Consider the following 26,956-nt stretch of genomic DNA (forward strand, 5'->3'; position numbering starts at 1 on the left):
TCCTCCACTCAAAAAGCATTTATATTATTGACTTTCATAAAAGTTAACATAATTGTACTTATTAAGAAAAAAAAATACTAGATAAACTTAATAATAAATTAATTGACATAAAATACATTTTTTTATAAAATCAGATTTGATATTAATGCGTCCTTCGTATAATGGCTATTACCTTAGCCTTCCAAGCTAATGATGTCGGTTCGATTCCGATAGGACGCTTATTTAATGTTTACTCATTACTCATTATGGAGATGGCGGGATTTGAACCCGCGTCCTAAAAATAATATCATAAGTGTCTACAAGCTTAGCCAGTGTTTTACTTAGTAAAGAGATGGAAACGCTAGCAAACCACCAAATTACTTACAAGTTAAGAAGTCCCTAAAAATGAACTTGAAACATTTTTAAGCAAGCTTTGATGTTTTTAAAGAGTATAAGCTAAATCTCAAAGCAAAATTCAACAAAACTCTCTGCTAATTTAAGCAGCCATTACAAGATTTGAACTTGTAAAGTTATTATTTTTTGCATTTATTAAAGAAGTTTTAAGAGATTCACTCTGCCTGCAACTTACGCTATCTAACTTCTTAGTCAAATCCAAAACATCCCCTAAGTACTTTAAACTAAAATTATAATATAAATACATCAAAAAAGCAAAATAATACAATTTGAAAAACAACATATAAAGTTTTATAATAATATTAAATGTAATAAATGAGATAATGAGGGTCTTTTGAGTAACGAAGCTTTATGGTTTATTATGTTAATCTGTACTTATTCAATTTTAATTGTTATATACAAATTTTTTGGGAAAAAAGGATTGTTCGTATGGGTCTCGTCTTCTGTGGCTATTGCAAACATTCAAGTTTTAAAGCAAATTACAATATTTGGATTTAACGCCACTCTTGGTAATATTATTTATGCGTCAACCTACATTGCAACCGATATTTTATCGGAATTTTACGGCCGTCATGTTTCAAAAAAAGCAGTTTATATCGGTTTCATAAGTTTCATAGCTTTCGCTTTCAACACAAATATTCAACTTTATTTTTCACCAAACAAATATGATATACATTTCAACAGCTTACAAAATATTTTTTCTTCAATCCCAATTTTACTAGTCGCGTCGATAATTGCATATATAATATCTCAGCTAAATGACATATATCTATACCAACTCATTAAAAATAAATTTCCCAAATTCCTCTTCATAAGAAGTAATGGATCAACATTAGTAAGTGAACTAATAGATACAATAGTATTTGTGAGTATTGCAACATATTTCAATGTATTTCCAAAAGAAGTTTATTTTGATATAGTGCTTTCCACATATGTCATTAAAGCATTTGCTGGGCTTTTAGGTACTCCGTTTATTTATACCGCAAAACTTATATCACAGCAAAAAAAATAATATGAGAGCAGTTAATTAACTTAACTATTAATGGCTAATTTGATATAATGACAAATCTATGACAGACCTAATCCTATGGGCATCTTTATTGTTATCTGTTTATCTATTCTTAACAATATTTTATTACCTATTCGGAAAAGCGGGTATTTTTTGTTTCGTTGCTATTACTACAATAATTTCAAAAATTTTTATACTAAAAAAAGTAATTATATTTGAACAAACTGCAAATTTAACAACAATAACTTTTTTATCCATTCTTTTCTCACTTAATTTAATTACAGAAAAATATAATGCTAAATCAGCTATAAAATGCACAACACTGGGTATGCTTATAAATATAACTTTTGTATTAATGATAAACTTTACATTAGCTTTTCAAAATAATGAATTTGATACTTCAAATATACATTTTAAAATATTATTCTATAACAATTCATATAGCGCCCTAACTGTCATTGGTACTTATATTATATACATATGTCAGAATATTAATATATATATGTATGCTGCATTAAAACGGAAAAATATGAAAATAAAGTGGATAAAACATAACCTAACAAGATTTACTACCTTATTTATCTCTTATATACTAATTAAGGCTTCCGTGTATGTAATTTCACATTTATATCGTGACTACGATATTGATTGCATTATAAAAGGTTCTTGGATTTTTGTTATAACAATAATGATAACTGATACTTTTATTTATCATTTTCTAACTTCTCTTAAAGTACAAGAAGCTTAAATTTTATCCTTCATTAATTTTTGCATCTCCAAGCCCTTTATTAATAGTAAAATTCTAAGAGCGTAGCTTTTATCTTAATAATAAAATCAAAATCTTATATTAGGTTCAATATACCATTAAACCTAAACCCTAGTCTAAATAAAAAATAATAAAATCAAAATAATATCTTTAAAAACAAATTATTTTTTATATAATACAAAGAATGGAAGTAAAAATTGAAGAATCTTGGAAAGAAATATTACAAAGTGAATTTAACAAAGCATATTTTAAAAGGCTTGTGAACTTCATAAAAAATGAATACAAAACAAAAAATGGAAAAATATTTCCACCTCCAAAGCTTATATTTAATGCATTCGACTCTTTGCCTTTTAAAAATATAAAAGTCGTCATACTTGGACAAGACCCATACCATGGAAAAGGACAAGCTAATGGATTAGCCTTTTCTGTCAATTCAGACATAAAAATACCTCCATCACTACAAAATATTTTCAAAGAAATAGAGAGTAATCTAAAAATTAAAACCATTGCAAATGGAGACTTAAAAAGATGGGCAATACAAGGTGTTTTTTTACTAAATTCAATATTAACAGTAGAAGAAGGAATCCCATCTTCTCATAAAGACATCGGATGGGAAACTTTTACAAATGAAGTAATAAAAATCATTTCAACAAATTTAAATAACATCGTATTTATGCTATGGGGCAACTTTGCAAGAGGTAAAAAGCACTTAATCGACACATCAAAACATTTAGTTCTTGAAACAAGCCACCCGTCTCCTTATTCTGCAAATAACGGTTTCCTAGGTTCAAATCATTTCAATCAAACTTTAGAATATCTTATAAAACATAACAAAACTCTAATAGACTTTCAATAACTCTAACTAAACTATTAACAGTATAGATAAGCTATTTTTATATGACATCAACTTTTTTTCTTTAAAGTCTCTTCCCTGTCAGTTTCTTTCTCTTCTTTTGTATCATCATTCCAAAATGGTGAACTCTTTTCATTCGTCTTAATATCTTTCAATAAACTATCATCAACTCTTTTTGTATTAATAAAAGACAATGTAACAACAAATATAAAAAAAAGTGCAATAAAAAATCCCGTAATCTTTATTGCAACATTTGAAGATTTAGCTCCAAAAATAGAAGAACTACCTCCTCCAAATACTCCTCCAATACCATCACCTTGTTCATCCTGAAACAATACCAATAAAATAATCATAAACGAAGTTACAATAAAAAAGACAAACATCAAAAATTTAAATAATTCCAAAGTAAACCTCTCTACTTAGCTACCTTACTAATTATACTCAAAAAAGAATCAGCTTTCAAAGATGCACCACCAATCAACGCTCCATCAATATCACTCTCTCCCATAAGACTTTCTATATTATCAATATTAACAGAACCACCATACTGAATTATAATATTATTAGCCGCTACCTTAGAATATAGCTTTTCAATCTCAAGCCTAATTGCCCGATGAACTTCCTGAGCTTCTTCCTTTGTCGCTGTTTTACCAGTTCCAATTGCCCACACAGGCTCATAAGCTAAAATTATTCTTCCAAGCTCAGATTCAGATACAGAAGCCAACCCTTTTCTAATTTGATTTAAAACAATGTCCAAAGTTTTGTGTTCTTCTCTCTCCTTAAGAGTTTCGCCAACACAAAGGATTAAATATTTAAATGGATTTCTAAGACCTGTAAGAACCTTTTTATTCACTATCTCATCTGTTTCTCCAAGATAAGTCCTACATTCTGAGTGTCCAAGTATTACATAATCAACCCCAAATTCCAACAGCATAGAAGGTGAAATCTCACTCGTTCTTGCTCCACTATTTTCATAAGACATATTTTGTGCACCAAGAAGAACATTAGTTCCCCTAGTAACATTGCATACTTTACAAAGAGATGTAAAGGGCGGAGTTATCATAACCACAACATCATCCTTAATATACTGCACTCCATCTACAATCTGTTTAGCAACACCTAAAGCCTCTTCGCTTGTATAATGCATCTTCCAATTTCCTGCTAAAAATATCTTTCTCATACCTATTTCTCCAATACCTTTATACCTGGTAAAATTTTTCCCTCAAGATATTCAAGAGAAGCTCCTCCTCCTGTTGAAACATGAGTTATTTTTTCAGATAAATTAAATTTATTCACAGCAGCTACTGAATCTCCTCCACCAACAACTGTAACCCCAGGACAAGTTGCCACAAAATTAGCAACTCTAGCCGTTCCTTTAGAAAACGAATCAAATTCAAAAACTCCAAGAGGGCCATTCCAAATCACAGTTTTTGCATTACTAAGAACCCCTTCAATTTCTCTTAAAGTTTTTTCACCAATATCCATTCCAATCTTACCATCAGGTATATCAACAGCATCAATATATTCAGGAATAGAATCTACCTTAAATTCACTAGCAACTACATGATCAAGAGGTAAAATAACTCTTACATTCAATTCCTTTGCCTTCTTTAAAAAAGATGAAGCTACATCAATATAATCATTTTCCAGAAGAGATTTCCCAATAGAATATCCTTCTACCTTTAAAAAAGTATAAGCCATCCCACCACCAATTACCATTACATTTGATTTTGGTAAAAGAGATTCCAGTACCTTAATCTTTGAAGAAACTTTTGAGCCTCCAATGATTGAAACAAATGGACTTTCGGGATTTTTCAAAATTTTACCCAAAAATTTATCTTCCTTTTCCATCAAAAACCCACCAACAGCTGGTAAATAAGCTGCAACCCCCGCCGTAGAAGCATGGGCTCTGTGAGCCGTCCCAAAAGCATCATTTACAAAAACATCTCCATTCTGAGATAATTTTTTAGCAAAATCACTACAATTTTGTTCCTCTTCCTTATAAAATCTTACATTTTCAAGTAAAACAACATCCCCACCTTTCATAAAAGAAATAGCTCTAGCCACCTCATCGCCTATGCAATCAGAAAGCATCTTAACATCCTCTCCCAATAACTCTGAAAGTCTTTTAGCAACAGACATAAGAGAATACTTAAGATTCTTCTCCCCATCTGGTCTACCCAAGTGACTCATAAGAATCACCTTAGCTCCCTTACCCTTAAGATATTCTATAGTAGGTAATGCTGCTTTAATCCTAGTATCATCACTAATGTTTCCCTCCCTTAAAGGAACATTAAAATCACACCTTACCAAAGCTCTTTTACCCGAAAAGTCAAAATCCTTTATTGTTTTTATTGACATTAACAACTACCTCATGAGTATTTATTCTTATTTAACTAATTTTTGTGCAAGGTCAACTACTCGTGTAGAATATCCGAACTCATTATCATACCATGAAAGCACTTTAACAAAACCATTCAATAATACCATTGTTTCAAGACCATCAACTATTGAAGAATGAGAGTTTCCCTTAATATCTGAAGACACTATAGGATCTTCCGTATACCCTAAAATACCACTAAGTTCCTTAGTTTCAGACGCTTTCTTAAGAGTGGAATTTATTTCCTCTTTTGTAACATCCTTTTTCTTAAGTTGCACTGTAAGGTCAACAATTGAACCTGTTGGAACAGGAACTCTCATTGAAGTACCATTAAGTTTACCCTTAAGCTCAGGCAAAACAAGACCAACAGCTTTAGCAGCACCTGTTGAAGTAGGAATAATTGACAACGCTCCTGCTCTTGCTCTTCTAAGGTCAGAATGTGGAAGGTCAAGAATTTTTTGGTCATTTGTATAAGCGTGAACAGTAGTCATAAGTCCTTGTTCAATCCCAAAAGCTTCATGAAGTACTTTTGCAAGAGGCGCAAGACAATTTGTTGTACATGAAGCATTTGAAACAGCTTTCAAATCAGAAGTAATCTCACGATCATTTACACCAAGCACGATAGTCTTAATCTCATCCTTAGCAGGAACGGTCAAAATTACCTTTTTAGCCCCAGCATGCTCAACATGGTCAAGATATCCACCCCTATCACTTGTCGCTGATGAGAAAACCCCTGTTGATTCAATTACAACATCAACTCCAAGTTTCCCCCAAGGAAGGTTCTTCGGATCTTTCTCAGCAATAATCTTTATTTCCTTACCATCCACTACAATAGCCTTCTCTCTTGCTTCAACCTTCCTATTGTATACCCCAAAAGTTGAATCATACTTTAAAAGGTGAGCAAGTGTCTTAGGATCTGTCAAGTCATTTATCGCAACAACTTCAATCCCCCTTTCAAAAGCAATTTTAAAAACATTTCTACCTATACGTCCAAAGCCATTAATAGCTAACTTCATACAAAACCTCCATATTTTTTTATTACTACTAGAATTATTAAATCATAAATTAATTAATAGCAAGTGTCAAACTATTTTTTATAAAAATCGTATATCCTTCCTGTATATAATCTCTTAAAAGAGTAGAAGATTTTAAAACCCCCCTAGAAATATAGTCACCTACTTCTTCAACCAAAATTTCACCAAGAATATCTGACTTATTATAACTAATAAAACTAGAGCTATCGTTATTATATTTTAAAGCTCCCTCTTTAAGAACTAAAAATACATCATCTTTTTTTACATCATTCATGCTTCCTACATTAATAAGAACATCATCTTTTTTAATTTGAAGTATTTTTCCCTTTTTGGGCAAATAATTATTAAAATCCCTAGAGAAAGAATTTAAAACTTCACTCAAATAAAGAACTCCTCCCGAGTTATAGTTAAAAGTACTAACCTTAACGCCTGTCTTCCCTGAATAAACATCAATCTTTAAGCTAGCCGAATTTTTAAAAACATCTACATCAAGATCAAAAATCAAAAACAAATCAAGATCATTGTTTCTTGCATAAGAAAATCCTTCAGAAAAGCTACTTATCAAATAATCTTTATTTTTATTATAATCAAAGCTATAATTTACTACTTCTATGCTTAGATTGCGCTCAATTATTCTCTCAGCATATCTTAAAATTAAATCATTTGCTCCAAAAACTTTATTCTCATTTTGAGTGAAAACACCTACCCTATATACCGTTCGATCTTCATAAAGCTTATTTAAATCACCAATACTCCTATACCCATATCTAAAAAATAAAGAACTTCTAACATCAAATGCAACCATATCATAAAAATCCAAAATCTTAGAATCCAAAATATTTCTCTGATTTGTTAAATAATAAAGTTCTTCATAAGCCATTACATCCAATTTTAGAAGCTTATAAATCTTTGCAAGTAAAAATCTAGCACTATCATTATCAGGATAAATATCAACAGCATTTTTTGCATTAAATATTGCTCCGTCTAAATTCAAATTTTTAAAAGCTTTAAGCCCCTCTTTTTCATACCTCTTAGAAATTTCCACATTAACATTATTATTTTGAACAAAACTTCTAAAATTAGATACAAAGAAACTCTCCTCTAAAGCAATAGCATAAAACTCCAAGTCCTTTTTCATGCCTTTAGCTTTTTCTAAGTTTAAAATAGCTTTATTAACCTCTCCAAGTTTTAAATAAGAATAACCAAGCAAGTAATAAAGCTCATCAGCATTCTTATCAACAAGTATTGCCCTTTGAAGAGCATCAACTGCATCTTCATATTTAGACTGATACAAATAAACAAGCGCAAGCAAGCGGTAAGCATCAACAAATCCAAAATCTTTATAAGTAGTACCTACCAACATTAAATAATTTTGAGCATATTTCTCTGCAACTCCTAAGTTCTTAGTACTAATAAAAAATTCTGATACTCTTTTATGAAAATCTGGAAACGAAGTAAAATTACCCCTAACCTTGTTAATCAAATGCTGTGCTTTATCATTCATATCCAATTTTTCATAAATATTCATAAGACGTTCAAAGGCATTATAATTTGTCTGACTATACTCAAGAATTGAGAGATAATAATTAGCAGCTGCAATAAGCAAACCCTCTTCCTCAAAGATTGAAGCAAGACCTACTAAAGCATCAATATTATTTTTCTGTTTAGAGAGAACTTCCGAATAAAATTTTTTAGCTTGTGTCGCTCTATTGTTTTTAAGCAATATATTCGCATAAAGGATTTTATACTCAATATCACCATTTGACATTTTATAAGCTTTTTCTATAAAAAATTGAGCTTGACTATATATTTTTAACAGATAATAAATTTCCGCAATAAACTTATATGCCTCATAATAATTAGGATTTATCTTAACAGCCTCAAGAAGTTCATCAATAGCATCATAATATTTTTGTACAAGATAATATTCTTGCGCACTTTGATAATACTCAATTGCTGTTACAGATCCTATTAAATTTCCAAAACTTAAATTAAAAATTAAAAAAATGCCTAAAAATCGCTTCAAATTCACAACACTTCCTTCCGGGAAATCTTTATTACCTTAATGTTTCTCTGTTGCATATTTTTAATAGTAAATGTCAAGTTATTATATTCTATTTTTTCGTTTTTTAAAGGAATTCTTCCAAATAAATCATAAACAAACCCACCAAGAGTGTCGAAATCCCCATCTGGAAGACTCAATCCAAGTTTCTCATTTAAATCTTCTATCAAAACTCTAGCAGTGCAAAGATAACTACCATCATCAAGAGGAACTATTTCGTCAAGTTCATTATCAAATTCATCTTGAATATCTCCAACAATCTCCTCAAGAATATCTTCAAGGGTAACAAGGCCTGAAACTCCCCCATACTCATCGACCACAATAGCAATATGAATATGACTCTCTTGAAATTCTTTTAAAAGAGAATCAATTTTCTTACTCTCGGGAACAAACATTACATTACGCATAATATCTTTTAAATCTATTTCATAAAAATCCTTTTTATACATATGAAAAAGAATATCCTTAGTATGAATTATCCCAATAATATCATCAATTGTTTGCTTATAAACAGGAAATCTTGAATGATTACTAGATGTTACAACCTTTAAAAGTTCATCTTTACTTCCAAAATAATCAACAAAGATCACACTTATTCTTGGAATCATAATTTCCTTAACAATAGTTCCTTTAAGAGAATTAAAATTATTTATTAAAGAAGTTTCAAATTTCGATTTACTCTCATTATCCTCATCAGCACCTCTTCTTTTTTTATTTTTAATTAAATTAAAAAAATTTAACATCAAAATACCCTTCGGGTTTCTCTTAAGACCTGTTCTTGAATAATTAGCATCGCCTCTTTTTGAAAATCATTTGTTTTATGAGTATATCCTATTAAATGTAGTATTCCGTGTATAGTAACTCTTTGAAGCTCTTCATATATTGCAACATTAAATTCCAAAGCACTAAACTTTAAGTATTCAAGAGATATTACAAGATCACCCCGTATTCCACGATTCAACTGACCACTCTCTTCAAGATAATTAAAAGAAAGAATATCAGTGGGCTCAGCTCTTTGTCTAAACTCACTATTCAACTTTTGGATATAAGAATTACTACAAAGAACAATAGAAAGCTCATATTTTTTAACGCAAAGATAACCCAAAACAGATAAAACAAAATTATAATAAGCATCCAAATGCTCAAACTCAACATCTTCTGCCCATAAGCTTAAATCTTCTTCTATCAATTCAATATATCCTAGAAAAATTATAACCTAAAAAAGATATCATGTTAAACAGAATAAGTTTTAATTTTATAATTAAAACCCTTTTAAAATTAAACTTTAAAAAAGTCTTTAATCGTATCTTCAAAATCATCTTTTTGAAGATACCCAACAGAAACTTTTGGTTTATCTCCAACAGGAACAAATATAATAGTAGGAAGACTCTGAACACCAAGTGACATAGAAATTTCTTGTTCCTTATCAGTATCTACTTTATAAAAATCAATTCTATCTCCATATTCTCTTGAAAGTTCATCATAAATTGGGGAAAGCATTTTACAAGGACCACACCAATCAGCATAAAAATCAATTATTGCAGGTTTTTTGCCCTTAAAAGCCCATTCTTTATTATTCTCATAATCAAAAACTTTATCAATAAACTCCTGCTTAGTTAAACTAATTGCCATATTTTCTCCTAAATTAATCGATTTTTCATTATAACATAAATACAATATAATCAATAAGGGACTAAATATAAAAATGAACTTAATACTAATAAGCTTACAAGAATTCAAAAATGGAATTATTATGAGTGATTTTAGAGCAAAACATATTACTGAAATACTCAAGCTTGAAAACAACGAAAAATTTAAATTTGGAATCATTGAAGAAGAATGGATTTATTCTTGTACATACAAAAAAGATATAAAACTTTTTTTTAAAGAAAATCATAAAATAGCAAAGTCAAATAAGCTAAAAAAGATAAAAGTAATACTTGGTTTAGTGCGTCCAATAACAGCAAAAAGAATAATTAAAGACCTTGCTAGCATTGGAGTTTCTGAAATTATTTTCTTCAACGCCTCGCTTAGTGAAAAAACTTACTCATGCTCTAAACTATTTCAAGAAAAAGAATATGAGAAATATCTAATAGAAGGTGCCATGCAAGGTGGTATTACCTATATACCAAAAGTAAAAATTCTCAATAATCTAACAGATACTCTAAGAAATGCAGAATATGAAAACTTTAAGCGCACAAAAATACTACTTGAAAAAGAAAGCGATAATAATTTGATTGATGTCAACATAAAAACAGATAATGCTATTATTATGATTGGACCAGAAAGAGGATTTACAGAAAAAGAGATAAAGTCAATAAAAGACAATGATTTTCTACCTTATTCCATATCTTCAAACATATTAAGAACAGAAACAGCTACAATCGTATCTTCCAGCATTATTGCATCAAAAATGACTAATAAGTAACATTTTTTGAAAGATATTGTAACTCAACCGGAAGTTTTTTATCTAAAATATCTTCAACTGATATTATATACATCCTTTTAATGGAAAATATTCCAACTTGCCCTATATTATCTTGATTTACATTTTCAATCATACCTAATGAATCTGCCTCAATGAACATTCCTCTTGTAATTTTGTCTTTAAAAGCAATAAAAATACCAAAGTCAGCATTATGTCTTACAATTGAATCTTTAAATGCTCTAACTTGAGTAATAGTGACACCACCTCCTTTAACTTCAATAACCGCAAGGAGTTTTTTATCATTAAAATTATACGCAATATGTCCATCAATACCACCATCTCCTGTTTGTTTCGTTTGATGAGCTTTAAATATATACTCTATTAACCATCGTTCAAAAGCATGTTTATCTTTCAATGCAAGTTTCTCAGCTCCTGCAATGTCAATAGGAAATCCTATCACACTATAGGAAGCTGATAATGGTGCAAGCCGTTTCTCTTCAATAAGTCCAATTGCAAGATGGTTAATATCAATTCCAATCCATCTTCTTTTAAGCTTTTCAGCAACAGTAACAGTGGTTCCACAGCCACAAAAAAAATCAGCAACAAGATCCCCCTCATTAGAACTGGCCTTAATAATACGCTCAAGTAAAGCCTCAGGTTTTTGTGTTGGATACCCAAGTCTCTCTTTAGCCTGAGAGCTAATATAAGAAATTTTCCAAACATCACCTTCTCTAACACCCTCCTTATTCAAAGTTTTATTACTAACAAAATACTTTTCACCTTTTTTAACCCTATGTAAAATACCTTGCATCTTCCTCTTTTTAGAAGCTTCAGTATAATCAGTGTAAAGCAAATTAAAAGTATAACTCCTAGATTTTGTATAAAAAAAAATAATATCATGCAAACTCTGAAATTTATTTGCCTTTCCTGTCCACCTTCTATAATGCCAAATAATTTCATTCCTAAAATTCTTTAACCCAAAAATAATGTCACAAATAATTTTTAAATAATGAGACATTGTAGGATCACAATGTAAATAAAAACTTCCCGTATCTTTTAAAACCTTATGCATATAATAAATACGATGCGCCATCATTGTAAGATAAGAACTCTGAGAATTTGTAAAAATTTTACGATTAGTAGTCAAAAACTCGTAAAGATTCAAGTTATCAAGACCTTTAAGCTGCTCAATTTCACTTGAAAGCTTTACATTGCTCCAAGTATCAATAAAAGCTTCTTTTAAAACTCTATTTTTTTCTCCATTCTCTTTATCCTTAATCATATCTTCAAAAAGCATATTGTAATTTCTATTTGAATTAAAAGGAGGATCAATATAAATAAGATCAATAAATCCCTTCGGGTATTTCTTATGAAACTCCCTTAAAATATCTAAATTATCACCATAATATAAAGTATTCTGCATAATAACTTAATTTACTACTGTTTGGTTTATAAGCTTATCATAAATATAAAGTTCAACTATAGAGCCTTTTAATGCTTCATAAGGCAATTTAATAAGACCTCCCCTAGATTTAAAAGAATAAAGCAAAGAACTATTCCCACTAGAATCTTTTACTCTAATCATTATATCTACATTAGAGGGATACATATCTAGCTTATAAGTCAAAATACCAAAAACACTCAAATTATCTATTTTGGGTTCATTAATAGTAATTATCAATTTACTTAAATTCTCAATCTCAGTATTTGCTGGCAAAGATTGAAGAATAACACTTCCATAATTATTTCCCTTCACCAAATTTATATCAAAAGGAATTTCATCATTTAAAAGAGAGATAATCGCATCTTTATAATAAAGCCCAATATAATTTTTAACATGTTTAACCAAATTTTTTGTCTGACCCCTACTTACTAAAAACTGAAGGTCAACTAAACCTGTAATTTTAGTACCTGGAGATGGTTCTTGCCTTATTATCGTTCCTTTTGAAAGCTCGCTCTCAACTTCAATAGGTTTTAGCGCATGATAAAAAACTCTATTATTATTTATTGAATTAGCTTTCAAATTAACAAGCACATCATCAATATTCTTCCCAATAAAACTATCAACCTTATTAACCACTGCTCCTTTACTAATAAATATCGTAACTCTATTTTCAAGTCTTAAAGCAGTACCAGCCTTAGGTCTCTGCTCTATTACCTTTCCTTTATCAAGAGAGGTTGACGAAAATTTAAGCTCAATATAAGGAACAAGCTCTTTATATTGAAGTTCGGTAATCGCATCTTCAAGATAAAGCCCACTGAGATTTGGAACAATAACAATATCATTACTCTTCAAAAAGATAAAAAATATTGCACACGAAATAATTAGAGATCCAAAAATAGTAATCATTAAACCTTTGACTATATGACTAGGCAAAATGGGTACTTCGTCATCAAAATTTTCATCTTCTTTATACGAACTATGATGTCTATTTATCTTTTTACTGTCTAAAAAGAAATTATTCTGCTTCCTATTATCATTCAATATTACACCATCCCTTACATTCAAACTTTAAGAAAAATTTTTCCTATCAAATCTCTATTTCCATTATAAAAAGACTTATAATCCAAAACCTTTCTACCAGCTCTTTGAAGTTCTAAGAGCAAAAGAATTCCATCTCCTGTCTTTACAAAAAGACCTTTATTGGGACAAAATGAAACAATCTCCCCTATTGCTTTATCACAATAATCATTATTCTCTATAAAGTTTGCTCTATGAAAAATAACTTCATCCTCTCCTAATTTAGCCCTTACAAGTGGCCAAGGGTTGCAAGCATTAATTCTGTTCTTAATTTCAAAAGCACTCAAACTAAAATCAATAATCCCATATTGCTTACTCAAAAAAGAACAATACGTTGCCTGATTTGAGTCTTGAGGAACTCCAACACTTCCTTTCTCTATTTTACTTAAAGCTTCCAGAACAAGTTCAACACTATTTAAAGAAACATATTCAAAAATATCAGCACTTGTATTAAAGCTCTTTATTTCAAACTGCCTCTGTGCTAAAATATTGCCACTATCCATCTCTAAAGCCATTTTTTGTACTGTAATTCCACTAATACTTTCCCCATTTAAAATAGCTGTTTGAATGGGAGAAGGCCCTCTATACTTTGGTAAAAGAGAAGGATGTACATTAATGCTTCCCATTGGAAAAATATCTAAAAATTCTTGCTTAAATATCTTTCCATAAGAGAAAACCAACATAAGATCAGGTTTCAATTCTTTAATTGCTTCTATCGTAGATAAATTAAGTACCAAAGGATCTAAAACTGGAATACCTCTATTCACGGCCTCAATCTTAATCTTGTTTGCTTTTAAATTTAAACCCCGTCCACTTGGCTTATTAGGTGCCGTTAAAACACCAACTATACTATGTTGACCAGCAATCTCTTTAAAAACCTCTAAAGCAATACTACTAGAGCTTGCAAAAAAAACTCTCACCTCTCAACAAGTCTCCTTTTTTTCATATAAGATCTCAACAATCTATTTCTAAGTTTATCCTCATAATAATCAATAAAAAGCACTCCTTTTAAATGATCCATCTCATGCTGAACAATTCTAGCCAGAAATTCCGAATTTTCGATTTTAAAAAAATTACCATCCTCATCATAAGCCTCTATTGCAACAGCTTTTGGCCTTACGAGATCATAAAAAATTCCAGGAATACTCAAACAACCCTCTTTATAAACAGAGAGTTCAAAAGAAGTTTCTGTTATTAAAGGATTAATAAAAATTAAAGGTTTTGTTAATTTATCCTCTCTTACAACAAAAATAGATAAATCAAGACCTACCTGAGGTGCTGCTAATCCAACACCACTACTAGCATCCATTAACTCTATCATTTTAAAAGCCGTATTTCTAATGTCATCATCAATATTTAAGACTGACTTAGTCTGCACCCTAAGCAAATCATCAGGATATAAAACCATCTTCATAAAATCTTCAAACCACTTTATCTAAGACTATGTCTTTATCTTACCAAAAAGTTTCCACTCTTCATTACCTACTTCTGAAAAATAGATACTACCCTTCCGAGATTTAGGAAAAGCATAAAGTTTATCTTCATTTTCATCCTTGAATACCAAATATTCCTTAAGTTCTATCTTTGAAGGAAAGAGTTTTTTATCCTGGCCATTCATCCTCAATCTCCAATGACCATCCAGTGTTTTATAAAAAAAAACCTTATCATCAAAAGTATTAATTTCATAATGATTACCCGTATGAACAATATCATCTAATTTTGAAGTTCCTAAAACATAACTTAAAAAATCCTTATCAAACTGAACAGTATCCTTGATAGACCCCACATAGGCAGCCTTAATTTGCTCGCTTTTTGAATCAACAAAAAATAAAGTAGGACTTTGTTTTAAATTAATTTCATCAAAAATTTCATTATTCATGTCAACAACTAAAAAAACATTATTTTGTGTAACAACTTTAAGAATTTGATCATCTTTAAAAGAATTCAAAAAATCTTTTATTAAATTATCCTTAATATCTTTACCAACCAAAATTAAAACATTTTTATTTAACTTTCTAGCTTCATTTATAGCATCTCTATAAGAATTCTCAAAAATAATATCCGATGTTAGTGCAAATAAATTCACAAACCCAAAAGTAATAAACATTATCAATAAAGCTTTAATTTTCATATTTTGCTAGTTAATCTCTCTAAAAATTTTAACTCTTCACCACTAAAATGTTCTTTTAAACTAAAAAACACAAATTCATGATATCTGTTAATATATTGCAACTCATCTTCCGAAAGCATTTCATTTACAATCAATTCTTTTTCAAAAGGAACAAGCGTTAATTGCTCGAATTCTAAAAAATTTCCAAATTCATTTGAATAACTTTGCTTTACAAAAGCTAAATTTTCAATTCTAATTCCATGCTTAGAATCACGATAAATTCCAGGTTCAATAGAAGAAATCTCAGACCCCTTAAAAGAATAAGTAGAAAAAGGACTAATAGAAACAGGAAGCTCATGTACATTTAAAAAAAATCCTACGCCATGCCCCGTCCCATGAGCAAAATTTAACCCCCTCTTTAACAAAGGAAGCCTAGCAATTCCATCAAGAGAAGCACCTGAAATACCAAATGGAAATTTTAAAGATGCAAGAGCAATAAAAGATTTAAGAACCAAAGTATAATCTTCCCTCTCTTCAAAAGAAGGCTCTCCTATCAAGATAGTCCTTGTAATATCTGTAGTACCAAGCTCAACATAAGAACCTCCAGAATCTATTAAAAGTAACCCACTAGAGTCTATTCTCTTAGCACCTTTCTTGGGACTATAATGAGGCAAAGCACCATTTTCTTTAAATCCAACTATTGAATCAAAACTAGAACTGAAAAATTCATTATTCAACATCCTAAAACTTAAAAGCATATTTGCAATATCAACTTCATCTAGCTTAGATAACTCATCTCTACTTAAATTCTTAAAGCTATACAGAAATTTTATCAAACTCACAGCATCAATAATATGCGCCTCTTTCATTTTGCTAATTTCATAATCCGATTTTATTGTCTTAAGCTCATTAACAATACTTTGTCCAAGAACTGTATTTGATTCACCAATAGATTCTAATATCTTAACATTACTATCAACTGATACAAAAAACTTCCCTTCATGCTTGATTTCCATCAAGAATGAATAAAAATTACCATAGTCTTCAATCTCAAATCCTTCACCCTCAAGTCTCTCTTTTAAATCAGAATCAAGATTTAAAACATCAATAAAGAGAACATTTCTATGCCTTTTACTCCTAGTAATAAACAAAAAAGCATAAAATAAAGCAGACGGCTTAATATCCAATCCTCTCAAATTCAAAATCCAAGCTATTTCATCTAAAGAACTTACGATGTAAAAATCAACTGCCTTTTCTTCTAATCTTACTTTAAGATTATTAATCTTATCCGCTCGTTTATTATTCCTCTGTGATTCACTCAGTTCAAATATTTTATTTCCTTCCAATATAGGCCTATCATTCCAAATGTTTGAAATCAAATCTTCATCTAAAATTTCAATCTCCGTATTCCTGCACTTCTTAACTAAATCATTATAAAACTTTATACTAATATCTTCAGCATAAAACCCAAGCCTCAATCCCTTAAGATTTGTATTGATATAACCAAAAACATCTGGATACCCCTTAACACCAAGCTTCATTAGCTTAAACTCAGTTCCTTCAATTTCACTTGCTGCCTGTAAAAAATATCTGCCATCAGTAAAAAGAAGTGCCTCTTTTTCTGTAATAATTACTGTTCCAGCGCTTCCTGTAAAACCTGTAATAAATTCACGAGCATTAAATCTAACATGAGAATACTCACTCATGTGTGGATCATAACTTGCTATTATATATGCATCAATACCACTCTTTATCATCAAATTTCTCAAAAACAATATTTTCGTTTCAATATCCATATGAGCAAGCTCCTTTTAACCAATTAATTTAGTAATTTTCATTTATTATAACAAATAATTCAATTTTAAAAAATTTCTTTATTTGTTATAATCTAAAACAAGAGTAAAATCGAAGGATAAAATATGAAAAATATTAAGACTGTTGTTTCTGACCTTGATGGAACACTTTTGCTTTCAAAGAGCCAAATAGGAGCTTTTAGTGAGCTTGTAATAAAAAAACTAACAAAAGAAAACAAAAAATTCATTATTGCAACAGGAAGAAGCAGAAGTGAAATAATACCTTTTACAAAAAATTTAAACTCAAATGTTTCATTTTTTATAACATTAAATGGTGCAAGAGTTTACAATCATGAATGGAAATTAATAAACAGTTATGATTTATCCTCTGAAATCGTAAATGAAATTTTAAACCTCAGAGAAGACAAATATAAGGACATACCTCATTTTTTACAGAAATCTAATGGTGTGGGTGATAATCTTTATACTGATAGCATCACTAACAATGCTATTCGTAAGAAAATAAAAGAACATGAATTATCAAAGAAACATAAATACATGGAAAAAGAATTAAAAGATACAAGCATAAAATTTCATGAAGTTAATCACTTTAGAGAGCTTGAAAACTTTAACAATGTAGCAAAGATTATTTTGTATGATGAAGAACCAAATCTAATAGAATATGAAACTATGATCTTAGAAAAATATAGACAAGAAATAAATGTTTATCTATCAACGCCTCATTCGCTTGAAATCGTTAATAACAAAGTTTCAAAGGGAAGTGCATTAAAGGATGTTTTAAAAATTATTAACATTGATTTGAGCGAAGTAATTGCATTCGGAGATGGATTTAATGATGTTGATATGCTAGAAAATGTAAAAAAAGGATTACTAATGGGAAATGCAAATTATAGACTTAAGTTAATGCTATCCTACTTAGAAGTAATAGGCACAAACGATGAGGAAGCTGTTGCTCATTATATCAATGACAATATTCTAGAAGAACCTGTATAGGAGAAAATATGGAAGAAGATTTAATCAAATATGCAGAACTTATTATTTTAAAAGGAATTAATTTACAAAAAAATCAATGTGTATTAATTACAGGCTCAATTGAAAATTACGAGTTTTTAAGAATTCTTGCAAAAAAAGCTTATGAACATGGTGCAAAATATGTAGAACTAAATATTGAAGATATTGATATTTTAAAAACCAGATTTAAGTACTCACCAGAAGATTTATTAGAATTTATTCCAGGATTTAAGTACAAATTTTTTGAAGAAATGGTAGGGGAAAAGTGGGCAAAGATACGAATTGATGATACAGAAAATTTAGATGGATTAAAAGATATCGACAGTAAAAAAATATCAAAATACTTTAGGCAATTAAGACTAGCATCTAAGCAAGTTTCAACTGCAACAATGAACAATGAATTATCTTGGTGTGTGGTTTGTGCACCAGGGCCAAAATGGGCTTCAAAAGTTTTAAATAAACCTAACAGTCAAAAGACATTAGAAGAATTTTTTGAAATTCAAAAGAAAATCTTACTACTTGATTCAGAAAATCCAATAAAGGCTTGGGAAGATCATGGAGCTAAACTTCATAAAAGATGCGCAATTTTAAATAAACTCAAATTAGAAAAATTAGTTTTCAAAAATCAGAAAACAAACCTAGAAGTATATCTTTTAGATACTTCCATTTGGACAGGAGGAAGTGAAAAGATAAAAGGAACAGATATTGAATTTAACGCAAACATACCCACAGAAGAGGTTTTCACAACCCCAGACTATAAAAAAACAAATGGAATCATGTACGCTACTCGACCTGTCATGGTACTTGGAAACTTAATAACTGGAATATGGATAGAATTTAGTGACGGGAAAGTAGTTAATTTTGGATGCGATGATGAGCACTCAAGAGCAATACTTAAAAGACATATAGAAACTGATACGCAAGCAAAATACATAGGCGAAGTTGCATTAGTAGACAGCAGTTCTCCAATTTATCAAAGTGGACTTACATTCTACAGCATACTATACGATGAGAATGCGAGTTGTCATATTGCACTGGGGGGTGCTTATTCTTCTTGCTTAAGCAATGAAGAAAACTTAAAAACGGATGTTGAAAAATTGAATTATGGATGTAATGTTTCTTTAATTCATACCGATTTTATGATTGGAAGTAACGATATAAATGTTATTGGCACTGATAAAAAGGGAATAGAACATACAATAATACAAAATGGGAAATTCGTATTATAAATAAATTGGAGTAATTAATAATGATAAAAGAGTTATTTACAAATGACCTTTTCTTTTCTTGTTTTGTATCAGGAATTGTTGCACAAGTTATTAAATATGCTATTCAAACAATGAAAACAAAAAAACTTAAATTAAGTCCAACATATCTTATAAAAAGCATCTTCTTAGAAACAGGGGGGATGCCTAGCAGTCACTCTTCAACGGTTACAGCTCTTGCAACATCAATATTTATAACAGAAGGAATAAATACCAGTTTCATTATTGCCCTCGCTTTCGCTTTAATAACAATAAGAGATTCTTTTGGAGTCAGATATATGGCAGGGGTTCAAGCAGAATATCTTAATGATTTATCTGAACAATTAAAAATTGCAATTAAAATCGAGCCCTTAAAAATCAAAGTGGTTAAAGGACATAAAAAAAAAGAAGTATTTACAGGAGTGCTTATTGGTATAATTTCCGCATGGGCAGTATGTCATCGAATAATATAAATAAGAGACTACAAAGGCAACAATGAATCCACTCAAGCTTTTATATATAATGTTAGTGCTTCTCACCTCTTGTAACATGGCAAAGTTTGGGGATTACAAGCCCATATACTTTAAAGGAGAAGAAGATTTAAAGACTGCAAATGATTATATAAACTCATTAGGGTATAAAACAATATCTGAATACACAACAAAAGTAAATATACTAGACTTTCCAAATTTCAAAGAAATAAAAATCCATGAATTAACAAAAATTAATGATTACGATTTACGAAAAGATTTATTTTTAAAAAACCTCCCTAATCTCTTCAATCTATCTAATAAAAAAATACTCTATGTCGATTCATCATTCACAAATAATGACTTAAAGAAGCTTAAACAAGATAAAAATATTGAAGGAGAATTACATTCTTTTAACTACAAAACTAAAATTAACTATTTTTCAAACATAGTATTCATACTAATAATAGCACTGTTATTATTACTAAATATCAAATATTCACCCTTTATATTACTATTTTTAATAAGTTCATGTACCATACTGATATTTAGCAACGAGATGCTTTATTTTTATCCTTTGACTATTCTTGCTTATCTATTATTTGTATTGATTGATAATTTCAATAAAAATTACAATAAAATATACTTACAAGACATCAGTTTTTTAACACTAATTAAAAGAATAAAATTTCCAATCTTCTTATTTTTATTTATAGTATTATACTATAATGTGATAATTCATTTTTTAACTACTAATCTTGAACCAATTTTTATTATTTTTGTATCAATATCAACGCTTTGTATTTTTTTAATATTCACTTGGATCAAAACTGAGAGAAATTTTAAAGATACATTTCTATTTTTAATTGAACTAAAAGAGCAAAAAAGAGAAGCAAAGATTATGAAATTAAAAATTATCACACATATGTTACTATTTATAGCTTCATTAATGCCTTTCTTTTATTCACAATATATACTCAATTCTTACCAAAATTTTAATTATCTTTACAGCAAAAAATTGAACTATTTTAATTACTTAAACCCCAACAGCATTTACTTAATGGTGGGATACAACGAAGAGATTCCAAACATTATGGGATATATGTCTCATATCCTTTATCAAAATGAACTTAAATATAAAATAACATCTAAGTATGGCGATTCTACTAAAAACGTAAAGGAAGACTATTTTGAAATAGAAAATAACAAAATAACCATCAACCCTAAAACTGTATACAAAGTAGACAAAGAATTCATATCTAAACATCTTAATCAAGAACTTTCAAAATTATTCCTAGACAATGAAAGTCCCATCTTAATATATAAAGAAACAAATCAAAGTATTGCAATGGATAAAGATAATTCTACAATTTTATTTTTTCTTTCCCTACCTTTTTTCTTATTGCTATTCCTATTTAAAGCAATAAGATTTACAATTCTTTTAAATATTAGCGAAAAAAACTATAGAAAATATATTAGAGATTAGAGGAAACACCTAAATGCCTAACTCAGAAAAGCCAGCAATAAAAACAGAAATAAAGATAAGGTACATAGTCAATATAGACGAAATTCAAATTCCTGAATATGTTCTCATTCCACTAGAAACAGAAAACTCAAAGTCTACAATATATGTGATTGAAAATCAAAGAATTGAGGAAGGACAAATATTATCAAAAAACATAAATGTAGATTTGTGTACATATTCTCCAATATCTGGGGTAATAGAGAAAATATATATTGCTAATTTTCCAAATGGACAACAATTAAAATCAGCACTAATAAGATTTCAAGGAAGAATTAAAAATGAAAAAGAACAATCAGATGAGGAAGAATCAAGAGAAAAAACATTAGAAAAGTTAATTAGATTAGGAATTCCTTGGTTTAATGATAATTCACTATTCCAATATGTAAGCAAATGTAAAAAAATAGATAAAATGATTTTATTAATAAATGGAAGAGATTCATTTACAAATATCTCAGAAATACTCATAAAAGAAAAGTTAGATGAAATTCTTTATGGATTTGAAATAGTCAACAAAATCTTTAAATTCAAAGAAATATTAATAGTGCTAAGCAATTACACCTTAAAAAAAGAACTTGAAAATTTAATTAATTTTAAAGACAAAAAATTAAGAATTAAACTCATTCCCAATACTCCACAACCATATTCAAATCATGAAATGATTATGCACTTTTTATATAATGAAGAGAATATGCAAGAGAGCATAAACCCAAACAAAAATATACTCTTAGCAAATGTTGAAGACCTTTATAATGTTCACAGCGCAATCAAAACAAACATTCCATATAAAGAAAAATTCATAACTATAAATGGCAATCAAAAAATACAAAGCAAACTAATAAAAGTAAAAATTGGAACATCTATCCGCCAAATAATAAATGAAGATATTAATACAACAAAATATGATGTATTTTTAAACAATCCAGTAAATAAAATAAAAATAAATAATCTAAATGTACCCATAACAAGAGACATATATAGCATTACAATACTTAAAAAAGAATCAATATTTAGCAAGATAAAATTCTTTAAAATACCAAGTTTTTCACCACTATACATTGAAGAGGTTATTTTCTCAAAGATCAAGGGTAAAAATAAAAATGAGAATAAAAAATTTAAATTCCTACAATATACTGAAACTGAAATCGAAGAAGAAATAAGTAAGGTTCAAAAAGAAATCAAGGAAAAAATATTAAATGTCACTCCAAAAAATGAACCAATATACACTGAAAATAATCTAAAAGACATCTATTTAACCATTATATTGGCTCTAATTCCTAATCTAATTTTTTCTTTTTTTAATAATACAAAATTTTTTATTGATACTCTAATACTAACAATAATAAGCTTAGTAGTCTATTTCCCAATAATGCTTAAGGCCAAACATAAATGTCTATCATTCTTCATATATACTGCATTAATTATTAGCATAATATTTCCCTTAAATCTTTCTATCGTATTAAAAATGCTGGCACTACTTTTTACATTTTTAGTATTTTTTTATTTTTCTAAACTTTCTAAATTCCTTGTAAATCCCATCTTAATTTCTTTCATGTTTTTATTGCTCAATTTTCCATCAAGCTTTAAACAAACATATCCGGAAGAACTCTCAAAACTAGAAGATATAATTCCTACTTGGGATAAAGTAATTCAGAAAAACCCAAATATTAAAAGCTTAGAAAGCTTAAAAGAATTTAAAAGGCATGAAAATAAGTACATTGACATGATTGAAAAGTTTACAAACGAAAAAATATTATCTCATTTTAATATCATCATACCAAGATTCCATATTGAAAGCCTCTTTGGACTACAAAACGAAAAATATCTATCTCCTATTTTGCTTTATATCGGATTTTCATTTATTCTCGGGAAATTTATCATAAATAAATTAATACCATTGTCTTTTTATTTAAGCCTTCTACTACTTGCTTATATGCTAAAAAGTATAAATATTTACAGTCATATAACTTTTGATATGTTGTCTCTAGCAATCTCACCAATTCCAATGCTCTTAATATTTACAACGGGAACAGAACTACAAATAGCACCCTCATTTAAATTTGAACAAATACTATATGGTTGTATTCTATCTCTATTTCACCTCATAATACTAAGCTATATTCCATTTGAAACCCTATCAGCTGTAATATCCATTTTTATATTACAAGTAAATTCAACCTTAATTAAAAAATACAGCTTAACATTTCAAATCAAAAAAATACTGCATCATTTAAGTATGAATAAAACAAAAACAATAGAACACAAAAATGAAAATGGAGAAGAAATTATAAAATTATGACCAACAACTTAATGATGTATCTATTAGTCAATAATTTATTACTAATACACTTTATCGGTATTGAAGATATAAAAATAAAAGATAATCAGACATTAGCAAAAAAATATTTAACAATAATAATAACTTCTCTATTAATTTATTCATTGCTTTTTTATTTTTATAAATTGTTTGCAGAACATAACTTATTATTTATAATTCCAATTATATATGTAATATTACTCTATATAATAATAATAGGACTTAAAGCACTAACCAATATCCTATCTGTTTACAACAAAAAATCAAAATACTCAAATGATTTTTTGCTATCCAATAGTAGCTTAATTGCAATAATATTCTTTGGTCTAGATAAAAGTCATAGCTTTTTTGAAGGAATCGGAATTATCATTCTATCTTCATTAAGCGTCTTAATAGCCCTTATATTAATAATACTAATAAAGAGGAATTTTGAAAAAAGATTAATGTCTAAAATATTAGAAAATGAAGCAATGTATTTTTTTATAATGTTCATTTTATCTTTAATTCCAAATATAATTATATTAATAAATAGTAGCGAGAATTTACGATGAAAGAAAGAATCAATGAATTATTGGAACAAATTGAAAATGTTTGGAGGAAACTTTGACAGCCATACCATTAAGGCGCAAATCAAAGAATACGACACACAAATAAATGATGGAAACTTCTGGAATGATAACAAAAAAGCACAAGAAATTCTTAAAGAACAAAATATTTTAAAAAATAAAGTAGAACCTTGGGAAGATTTAATCTGTAAACTTAAAGACTTAAGAGAACTTTGCCTACTCGCAGAGAGCACAAAAGACACAAAATTAATAGAATGCGATTTTAATATATTAAGCGATACATATAAAAACCTCCTTACATTATCTTATTTTAAAGAAGAAATTGATACAAATAATACGTTCTTAACAATACATTCAGGGGCAGGTGGTACAGAGGCCTGTGATTGGGTTAGCATGCTATATCGAATGTATTCAAGATATGCAGAAAGACGAGGATACAAAACAGAACTTATAGATTTACTTGAAGCTGAGGGCGGAATCAAATCTGTTACAGTCGAAGTAAAAGGAGATTATGCTTATGGTCTTTTAAAAAGCGAAGTGGGAATACATCGCCTTGTAAGAATTTCTCCTTTTGATGCTGCAAAAAAGAGACACACATCTTTTGCATCTGTTTTTGTTGCTCCTGTAATTGATGATAAAATTGAAATAATAATTAAACCAGAGGACATTAGAGTTGACACATATAGAGCATCCGGAGCTGGGGGACAACATGTTAATAAAACATCATCAGCAGTAAGAATTACTCATCTTAAAACGGGAATAGTAACTCAATCTCAAAGTGATAGAAGTCAACATAAAAATAAAGAGTTAGCAATGAAAGTACTCAAATCAAGACTTTATGAGCACTATAAAGAAATTGAACAACAAAAAAATAAATCTAAACAAGAAGAGAAAAAAGATATATCTTGGGGTAATCAAATAAGATCTTATGTATTTCATCCTTACAATTTAGTAAAAGATCACAGAACAAAATTTGAAAATCCTAATATCATCTCCGTTATGGATGGAAACATTGATAACTTTATAGAAGAATATCTAAAATGGAAAAGTTTAAGCTAAATACCATAATATTATTTTTAATTTTTATAACAAATTCATTATATCCTCAAAGTAATATTGAGTACGGATTCTCTTATGTCATCAATACAAAAGACGAAAATGAAAATCTTAAAGAAGGAATTGAGAAAACACTAGATAAGATCTATGAAACAATAAATGAACATGTTGTTAATAACAACGATAAAGATTTTATCCGACATCTCTACATACACCAACATATAATAAGCAAAGAAAGAGAAATTAGTAATCTTAGAGAAGACATGGACAAGAAAAGACTTCAAAATTCAATAAGCTCAAGAGAAGAAAATAGCATAGAAATAAAGATTAATGACCTTAGACAAGACATTGAAAACATCAAAATTAAACAAAAAGAACTTGAAGAGTACCTTACTAATTTAAAAAAAATAAAAGCAAAATACAAAAAAATGAAAGAAAAAATCAATTTGTCAAATTTGAACTCAGAATTCTTAACAAGCGAAGAATTGTTTTTTATGAACTATATTCACTTTAAAAGAGTAGAAAAATATTATCTAGTTGAAATTACTAATATTACACCTAAAGGAGTCAAAGTTAAGCGAGAAATTTTTAAACTATCATCCTCCGTTGATGATATTGCATATAAAATAGCAGAACTTAGTTTTGAAGAAATATTGGGAAGAGAATTTATTAAAATTAAAATCAATGTACTAAATAATTTAGATGCCAAAATATATATAAACGAAAAATTTGTGTCAAAAGGAATATATAACAATGATATATTCGATATTTCAGAACTGCAAAAAAAAGAAATTAACATTCACATTACAAATGCATCTTTTAAACCTCACTCAGCAAAGATAAGGGTAAAAAATGGAGATACTATTAACTTAAATGTTAGGCTACAAAAAGAAAATTCTAACAAAATATTAATCACAAGTAATGTAGAGTCTAGAGTATTTAGAAAAGGAATATTCATGGGTGAGACTCCAATTGAGATTGAAGAGCCTGAGGAAATAGAATCTATTTTATTTCAAGCTGAAGGATACAAAAATATGTTCAAAATGCTAAAAAAAGAAGATAAAGAAATACATGTAGAAATGCTAAAGGACAATAAGAGTAACCTTATTATTGCAAGAGATCTATTTTATGTAAACCTTGCCGTTTTTACACTAAGCTTAATAGGTACTGCATTTGCGGGTACCCTTTACAATGAATCATCAGAACTTTACAATATGGCATCAGACCACCTTATTAGTAAAAGAATAACACCCCAAGACTTATACAAGACAAAATCAGAACAAATGATTACAACATTTTTGCTGGGTACAGGATTAACTTTATCTGTTGGTAGTTTTATTCCATTAATAATCCATTTGGTACAATATATTCAAGAAGCCAGCAAAGGTGAATAAATTATT

26 protein-coding genes, 1 tRNA gene and 1 other RNA gene are annotated in these 26,956 nt (G+C 28.9%); 13 read left to right on the top strand and 15 right to left on the bottom strand.

The window, feature by feature from the left end; all coding sequences use genetic code 11:
- Window positions 1-147: 147 nt before the first annotated feature.
- Window positions 148-219, top strand: a tRNA-Gly gene (locus DB313_RS00250).
- Window positions 220-243: 24 nt separating this feature from the next.
- On the opposite strand, the gene ssrA is transcribed toward DB313_RS00250, so the two are convergent.
- Window positions 244-604, bottom strand: a transfer-messenger RNA (tmRNA) gene (gene ssrA / locus DB313_RS00255).
- 123 nt (window positions 605-727) lie between these two features.
- Between ssrA and DB313_RS00260 the strand changes: the two genes are divergently transcribed.
- The 3 genes from DB313_RS00260 to ung all read left to right on the top strand — a co-directional run bounded on the left by DB313_RS00260 (window position 728) and on the right by ung (window position 3,024).
- Window positions 728-1,405 (top strand): queuosine precursor transporter, encoded by a 678-nt coding sequence (locus tag DB313_RS00260; protein ID WP_174220820.1) that lies wholly within the window; start codon window positions 728-730, stop codon window positions 1,403-1,405.
- Window positions 1,406-1,463: 58 nt separating this feature from the next.
- Window positions 1,464-2,150 carry a VUT family protein gene (locus DB313_RS00265; protein ID WP_120103867.1) on the top strand — a complete coding sequence of 229 codons (687 nt, stop codon included), beginning with the start codon at window positions 1,464-1,466 and terminating at the stop codon, window positions 2,148-2,150.
- A 202-nt stretch (window positions 2,151-2,352) separates the two neighbouring features.
- Window positions 2,353-3,024, top strand: coding sequence for a uracil-DNA glycosylase (gene ung, locus DB313_RS00270; RefSeq protein WP_120103868.1), 672 nt, complete (start codon window positions 2,353-2,355; stop codon window positions 3,022-3,024).
- Window positions 3,025-3,071: 47 nt separating this feature from the next.
- Here ung and secG read toward each other — a convergent pair whose 3' ends face one another.
- The 8 genes from secG to trxA form a co-directional block, all read right to left on the bottom strand.
- Window positions 3,072-3,425, bottom strand: a complete 354-nt coding sequence (secG, locus tag DB313_RS00275; protein ID WP_120103869.1) for a preprotein translocase subunit SecG — start codon at window positions 3,423-3,425, stop codon at window positions 3,072-3,074.
- 11 nt (window positions 3,426-3,436) lie between these two features.
- The gene (gene tpiA / locus DB313_RS00280) at window positions 3,437-4,201 is read right to left on the bottom strand and encodes a triose-phosphate isomerase (protein ID WP_120103870.1); all 765 of its coding nucleotides are present in this window, start codon (window positions 4,199-4,201) and stop codon (window positions 3,437-3,439) included.
- 2 nt (window positions 4,202-4,203) lie between these two features.
- A complete protein-coding gene (locus DB313_RS00285; RefSeq protein ID WP_120103871.1) occupies window positions 4,204-5,382 on the bottom strand; it encodes a phosphoglycerate kinase in 1,179 nt (392 codons plus the stop codon).
- 27 nt (window positions 5,383-5,409) lie between these two features.
- Complete coding sequence (gene gap / locus DB313_RS00290) at window positions 5,410-6,417, bottom strand: type I glyceraldehyde-3-phosphate dehydrogenase (RefSeq protein WP_120103872.1); 1,008 nt, start codon at window positions 6,415-6,417, stop codon at window positions 5,410-5,412.
- A gap of 49 nt (window positions 6,418-6,466) precedes the next feature.
- The gene (locus DB313_RS00295; protein WP_120103873.1) at window positions 6,467-8,467 is read right to left on the bottom strand and encodes a tetratricopeptide repeat protein; all 2,001 of its coding nucleotides are present in this window, start codon (window positions 8,465-8,467) and stop codon (window positions 6,467-6,469) included.
- Entirely contained in the window at window positions 8,464-9,240 is a 777-nt protein-coding gene (locus DB313_RS00300; protein ID WP_120103874.1) for a hemolysin family protein, read from the bottom strand. Before DB313_RS00300 ends, DB313_RS00295 begins: the two co-directional genes overlap by 4 nt.
- Window positions 9,240-9,686: an rRNA maturation RNase YbeY gene (ybeY, locus tag DB313_RS00305; protein WP_120103875.1), complete on the bottom strand. Its 447-nt coding sequence runs from the start codon at window positions 9,684-9,686 to the stop codon at window positions 9,240-9,242. The genes DB313_RS00300 and ybeY overlap by 1 nt, the downstream gene beginning before the upstream one ends.
- 89 nt (window positions 9,687-9,775) lie before the next feature.
- The gene (gene trxA, locus DB313_RS00310; protein WP_120103876.1) at window positions 9,776-10,129 is read right to left on the bottom strand and encodes a thioredoxin; all 354 of its coding nucleotides are present in this window, start codon (window positions 10,127-10,129) and stop codon (window positions 9,776-9,778) included.
- A 73-nt stretch (window positions 10,130-10,202) separates the two neighbouring features.
- Here trxA and DB313_RS00315 point away from each other — a divergent pair, with 73 nt between their 5' ends.
- Window positions 10,203-10,925, top strand: coding sequence for a 16S rRNA (uracil(1498)-N(3))-methyltransferase (locus tag DB313_RS00315; RefSeq protein WP_120103877.1), 723 nt, complete (start codon window positions 10,203-10,205; stop codon window positions 10,923-10,925).
- On the opposite strand, the gene DB313_RS00320 is transcribed toward DB313_RS00315, so the two are convergent.
- From DB313_RS00320 to DB313_RS00345, 6 genes are read right to left on the bottom strand one after another with little or no spacing between them, the layout of a single operon-like run.
- A complete protein-coding gene (locus DB313_RS00320; protein ID WP_120103878.1) occupies window positions 10,915-12,348 on the bottom strand; it encodes a DNA methyltransferase in 1,434 nt (477 codons plus the stop codon). The genes DB313_RS00315 and DB313_RS00320 overlap by 11 nt on opposite strands.
- 6 nt (window positions 12,349-12,354) lie before the next feature.
- Window positions 12,355-13,413 carry a PASTA domain-containing protein gene (locus DB313_RS00325; protein ID WP_420808981.1) on the bottom strand — a complete coding sequence of 353 codons (1,059 nt, stop codon included), beginning with the start codon at window positions 13,411-13,413 and terminating at the stop codon, window positions 12,355-12,357.
- Window positions 13,414-13,430: 17 nt separating this feature from the next.
- Window positions 13,431-14,366 (bottom strand): methionyl-tRNA formyltransferase, encoded by a 936-nt coding sequence (gene fmt, locus DB313_RS00330; protein WP_120103879.1) that lies wholly within the window; start codon window positions 14,364-14,366, stop codon window positions 13,431-13,433.
- A complete protein-coding gene (def, locus tag DB313_RS00335) occupies window positions 14,363-14,860 on the bottom strand; it encodes a peptide deformylase (protein ID WP_120103880.1) in 498 nt (165 codons plus the stop codon). The genes fmt and def overlap by 4 nt, the downstream gene beginning before the upstream one ends.
- Before the next feature lie 27 nt (window positions 14,861-14,887).
- Window positions 14,888-15,577: a hypothetical protein gene (locus DB313_RS00340; protein ID WP_120103881.1), complete on the bottom strand. Its 690-nt coding sequence runs from the start codon at window positions 15,575-15,577 to the stop codon at window positions 14,888-14,890.
- Window positions 15,574-17,352 (bottom strand): aminopeptidase P family protein, encoded by a 1,779-nt coding sequence (locus DB313_RS00345; RefSeq protein WP_120103882.1) that lies wholly within the window; start codon window positions 17,350-17,352, stop codon window positions 15,574-15,576. Before DB313_RS00345 ends, DB313_RS00340 begins: the two co-directional genes overlap by 4 nt.
- A 123-nt stretch (window positions 17,353-17,475) precedes the next feature.
- Here DB313_RS00345 and DB313_RS00350 point away from each other — a divergent pair, with 123 nt between their 5' ends.
- The 8 genes from DB313_RS00350 (at window position 17,476) to DB313_RS00385 (ending at window position 26,950) form a co-directional block, all read left to right on the top strand.
- Window positions 17,476-18,363, top strand: a complete 888-nt coding sequence (locus DB313_RS00350) for an HAD family hydrolase (RefSeq protein WP_120103883.1) — start codon at window positions 17,476-17,478, stop codon at window positions 18,361-18,363.
- Between the two features lie 8 nt (window positions 18,364-18,371).
- A complete protein-coding gene (locus DB313_RS00355) occupies window positions 18,372-19,610 on the top strand; it encodes an aminopeptidase (RefSeq protein ID WP_120103884.1) in 1,239 nt (412 codons plus the stop codon).
- A gap of 20 nt (window positions 19,611-19,630) precedes the next feature.
- The gene (locus tag DB313_RS00360) at window positions 19,631-20,098 is read left to right on the top strand and encodes a divergent PAP2 family protein (protein WP_120103885.1); all 468 of its coding nucleotides are present in this window, start codon (window positions 19,631-19,633) and stop codon (window positions 20,096-20,098) included.
- A gap of 22 nt (window positions 20,099-20,120) precedes the next feature.
- Window positions 20,121-21,581, top strand: coding sequence for a hypothetical protein (locus DB313_RS00365; protein ID WP_120103886.1), 1,461 nt, complete (start codon window positions 20,121-20,123; stop codon window positions 21,579-21,581).
- 13 nt (window positions 21,582-21,594) lie between these two features.
- Entirely contained in the window at window positions 21,595-23,916 is a 2,322-nt protein-coding gene (locus DB313_RS00370) for an RnfABCDGE type electron transport complex subunit D (protein ID WP_120103887.1), read from the top strand.
- A complete protein-coding gene (locus DB313_RS00375) occupies window positions 23,913-24,485 on the top strand; it encodes a hypothetical protein (RefSeq protein WP_120103888.1) in 573 nt (190 codons plus the stop codon). The genes DB313_RS00370 and DB313_RS00375 overlap by 4 nt, the downstream gene beginning before the upstream one ends.
- A protein-coding gene (gene prfB, locus DB313_RS00380; RefSeq protein WP_174220821.1) for a peptide chain release factor 2 occupies window positions 24,482-25,559 on the top strand; the annotation gives its coding sequence in 2 pieces (ribosomal slippage) (window positions 24,482-24,537 and window positions 24,536-25,559; 1,080 coding nt in all). Before DB313_RS00375 ends, prfB begins: the two co-directional genes overlap by 4 nt.
- Entirely contained in the window at window positions 25,541-26,950 is a 1,410-nt protein-coding gene (locus DB313_RS00385) for a hypothetical protein (protein WP_120103890.1), read from the top strand. The genes prfB and DB313_RS00385 overlap by 19 nt, the downstream gene beginning before the upstream one ends.
- The last annotated feature ends 6 nt before the right edge of the window (window positions 26,951-26,956 follow it).

The sequence above is a fragment of the Borrelia turcica IST7 genome (genome assembly GCF_003606285.1).
In the GTDB taxonomy this organism is placed as follows: Bacteria; Spirochaetota; Spirochaetia; order Borreliales; family Borreliaceae; genus Borrelia; species Borrelia turcica.

Coding starts and splice junctions, on each gene's coding strand:
- DB313_RS00265 (WP_120103867.1), top strand. CDS start 1,464: ATGACAGACCTAATCCTATGGGCATCTTTATTGTTATCTGTTTATCTA.
- ung (WP_120103868.1), top strand. CDS start 2,353: ATGGAAGTAAAAATTGAAGAATCTTGGAAAGAAATATTACAAAGTGAA.
- tpiA (WP_120103870.1), bottom strand. CDS start 4,201: ATGAGAAAGATATTTTTAGCAGGAAATTGGAAGATGCATTATACAAGC.
- DB313_RS00285 (WP_120103871.1), bottom strand. CDS start 5,382: ATGTCAATAAAAACAATAAAGGATTTTGACTTTTCGGGTAAAAGAGCT.
- gap (WP_120103872.1), bottom strand. CDS start 6,417: ATGAAGTTAGCTATTAATGGCTTTGGACGTATAGGTAGAAATGTTTTT.
- DB313_RS00300 (WP_120103874.1), bottom strand. CDS start 9,240: ATGTTAAATTTTTTTAATTTAATTAAAAATAAAAAAAGAAGAGGTGCT.
- trxA (WP_120103876.1), bottom strand. CDS start 10,129: ATGGCAATTAGTTTAACTAAGCAGGAGTTTATTGATAAAGTTTTTGAT.
- DB313_RS00315 (WP_120103877.1), top strand. CDS start 10,203: ATGAACTTAATACTAATAAGCTTACAAGAATTCAAAAATGGAATTATT.
- DB313_RS00320 (WP_120103878.1), bottom strand. CDS start 12,348: ATGCAGAATACTTTATATTATGGTGATAATTTAGATATTTTAAGGGAG.
- def (WP_120103880.1), bottom strand. CDS start 14,860: ATGAAGATGGTTTTATATCCTGATGATTTGCTTAGGGTGCAGACTAAG.
- DB313_RS00340 (WP_120103881.1), bottom strand. CDS start 15,577: ATGAAAATTAAAGCTTTATTGATAATGTTTATTACTTTTGGGTTTGTG.
- DB313_RS00345 (WP_120103882.1), bottom strand. CDS start 17,352: ATGGATATTGAAACGAAAATATTGTTTTTGAGAAATTTGATGATAAAG.
- DB313_RS00350 (WP_120103883.1), top strand. CDS start 17,476: ATGAAAAATATTAAGACTGTTGTTTCTGACCTTGATGGAACACTTTTG.
- DB313_RS00355 (WP_120103884.1), top strand. CDS start 18,372: ATGGAAGAAGATTTAATCAAATATGCAGAACTTATTATTTTAAAAGGA.
- DB313_RS00360 (WP_120103885.1), top strand. CDS start 19,631: ATGATAAAAGAGTTATTTACAAATGACCTTTTCTTTTCTTGTTTTGTA.
- DB313_RS00365 (WP_120103886.1), top strand. CDS start 20,121: ATGAATCCACTCAAGCTTTTATATATAATGTTAGTGCTTCTCACCTCT.
- DB313_RS00370 (WP_120103887.1), top strand. CDS start 21,595: ATGCCTAACTCAGAAAAGCCAGCAATAAAAACAGAAATAAAGATAAGG.
- DB313_RS00375 (WP_120103888.1), top strand. CDS start 23,913: ATGACCAACAACTTAATGATGTATCTATTAGTCAATAATTTATTACTA.
- DB313_RS00385 (WP_120103890.1), top strand. CDS start 25,541: ATGGAAAAGTTTAAGCTAAATACCATAATATTATTTTTAATTTTTATA.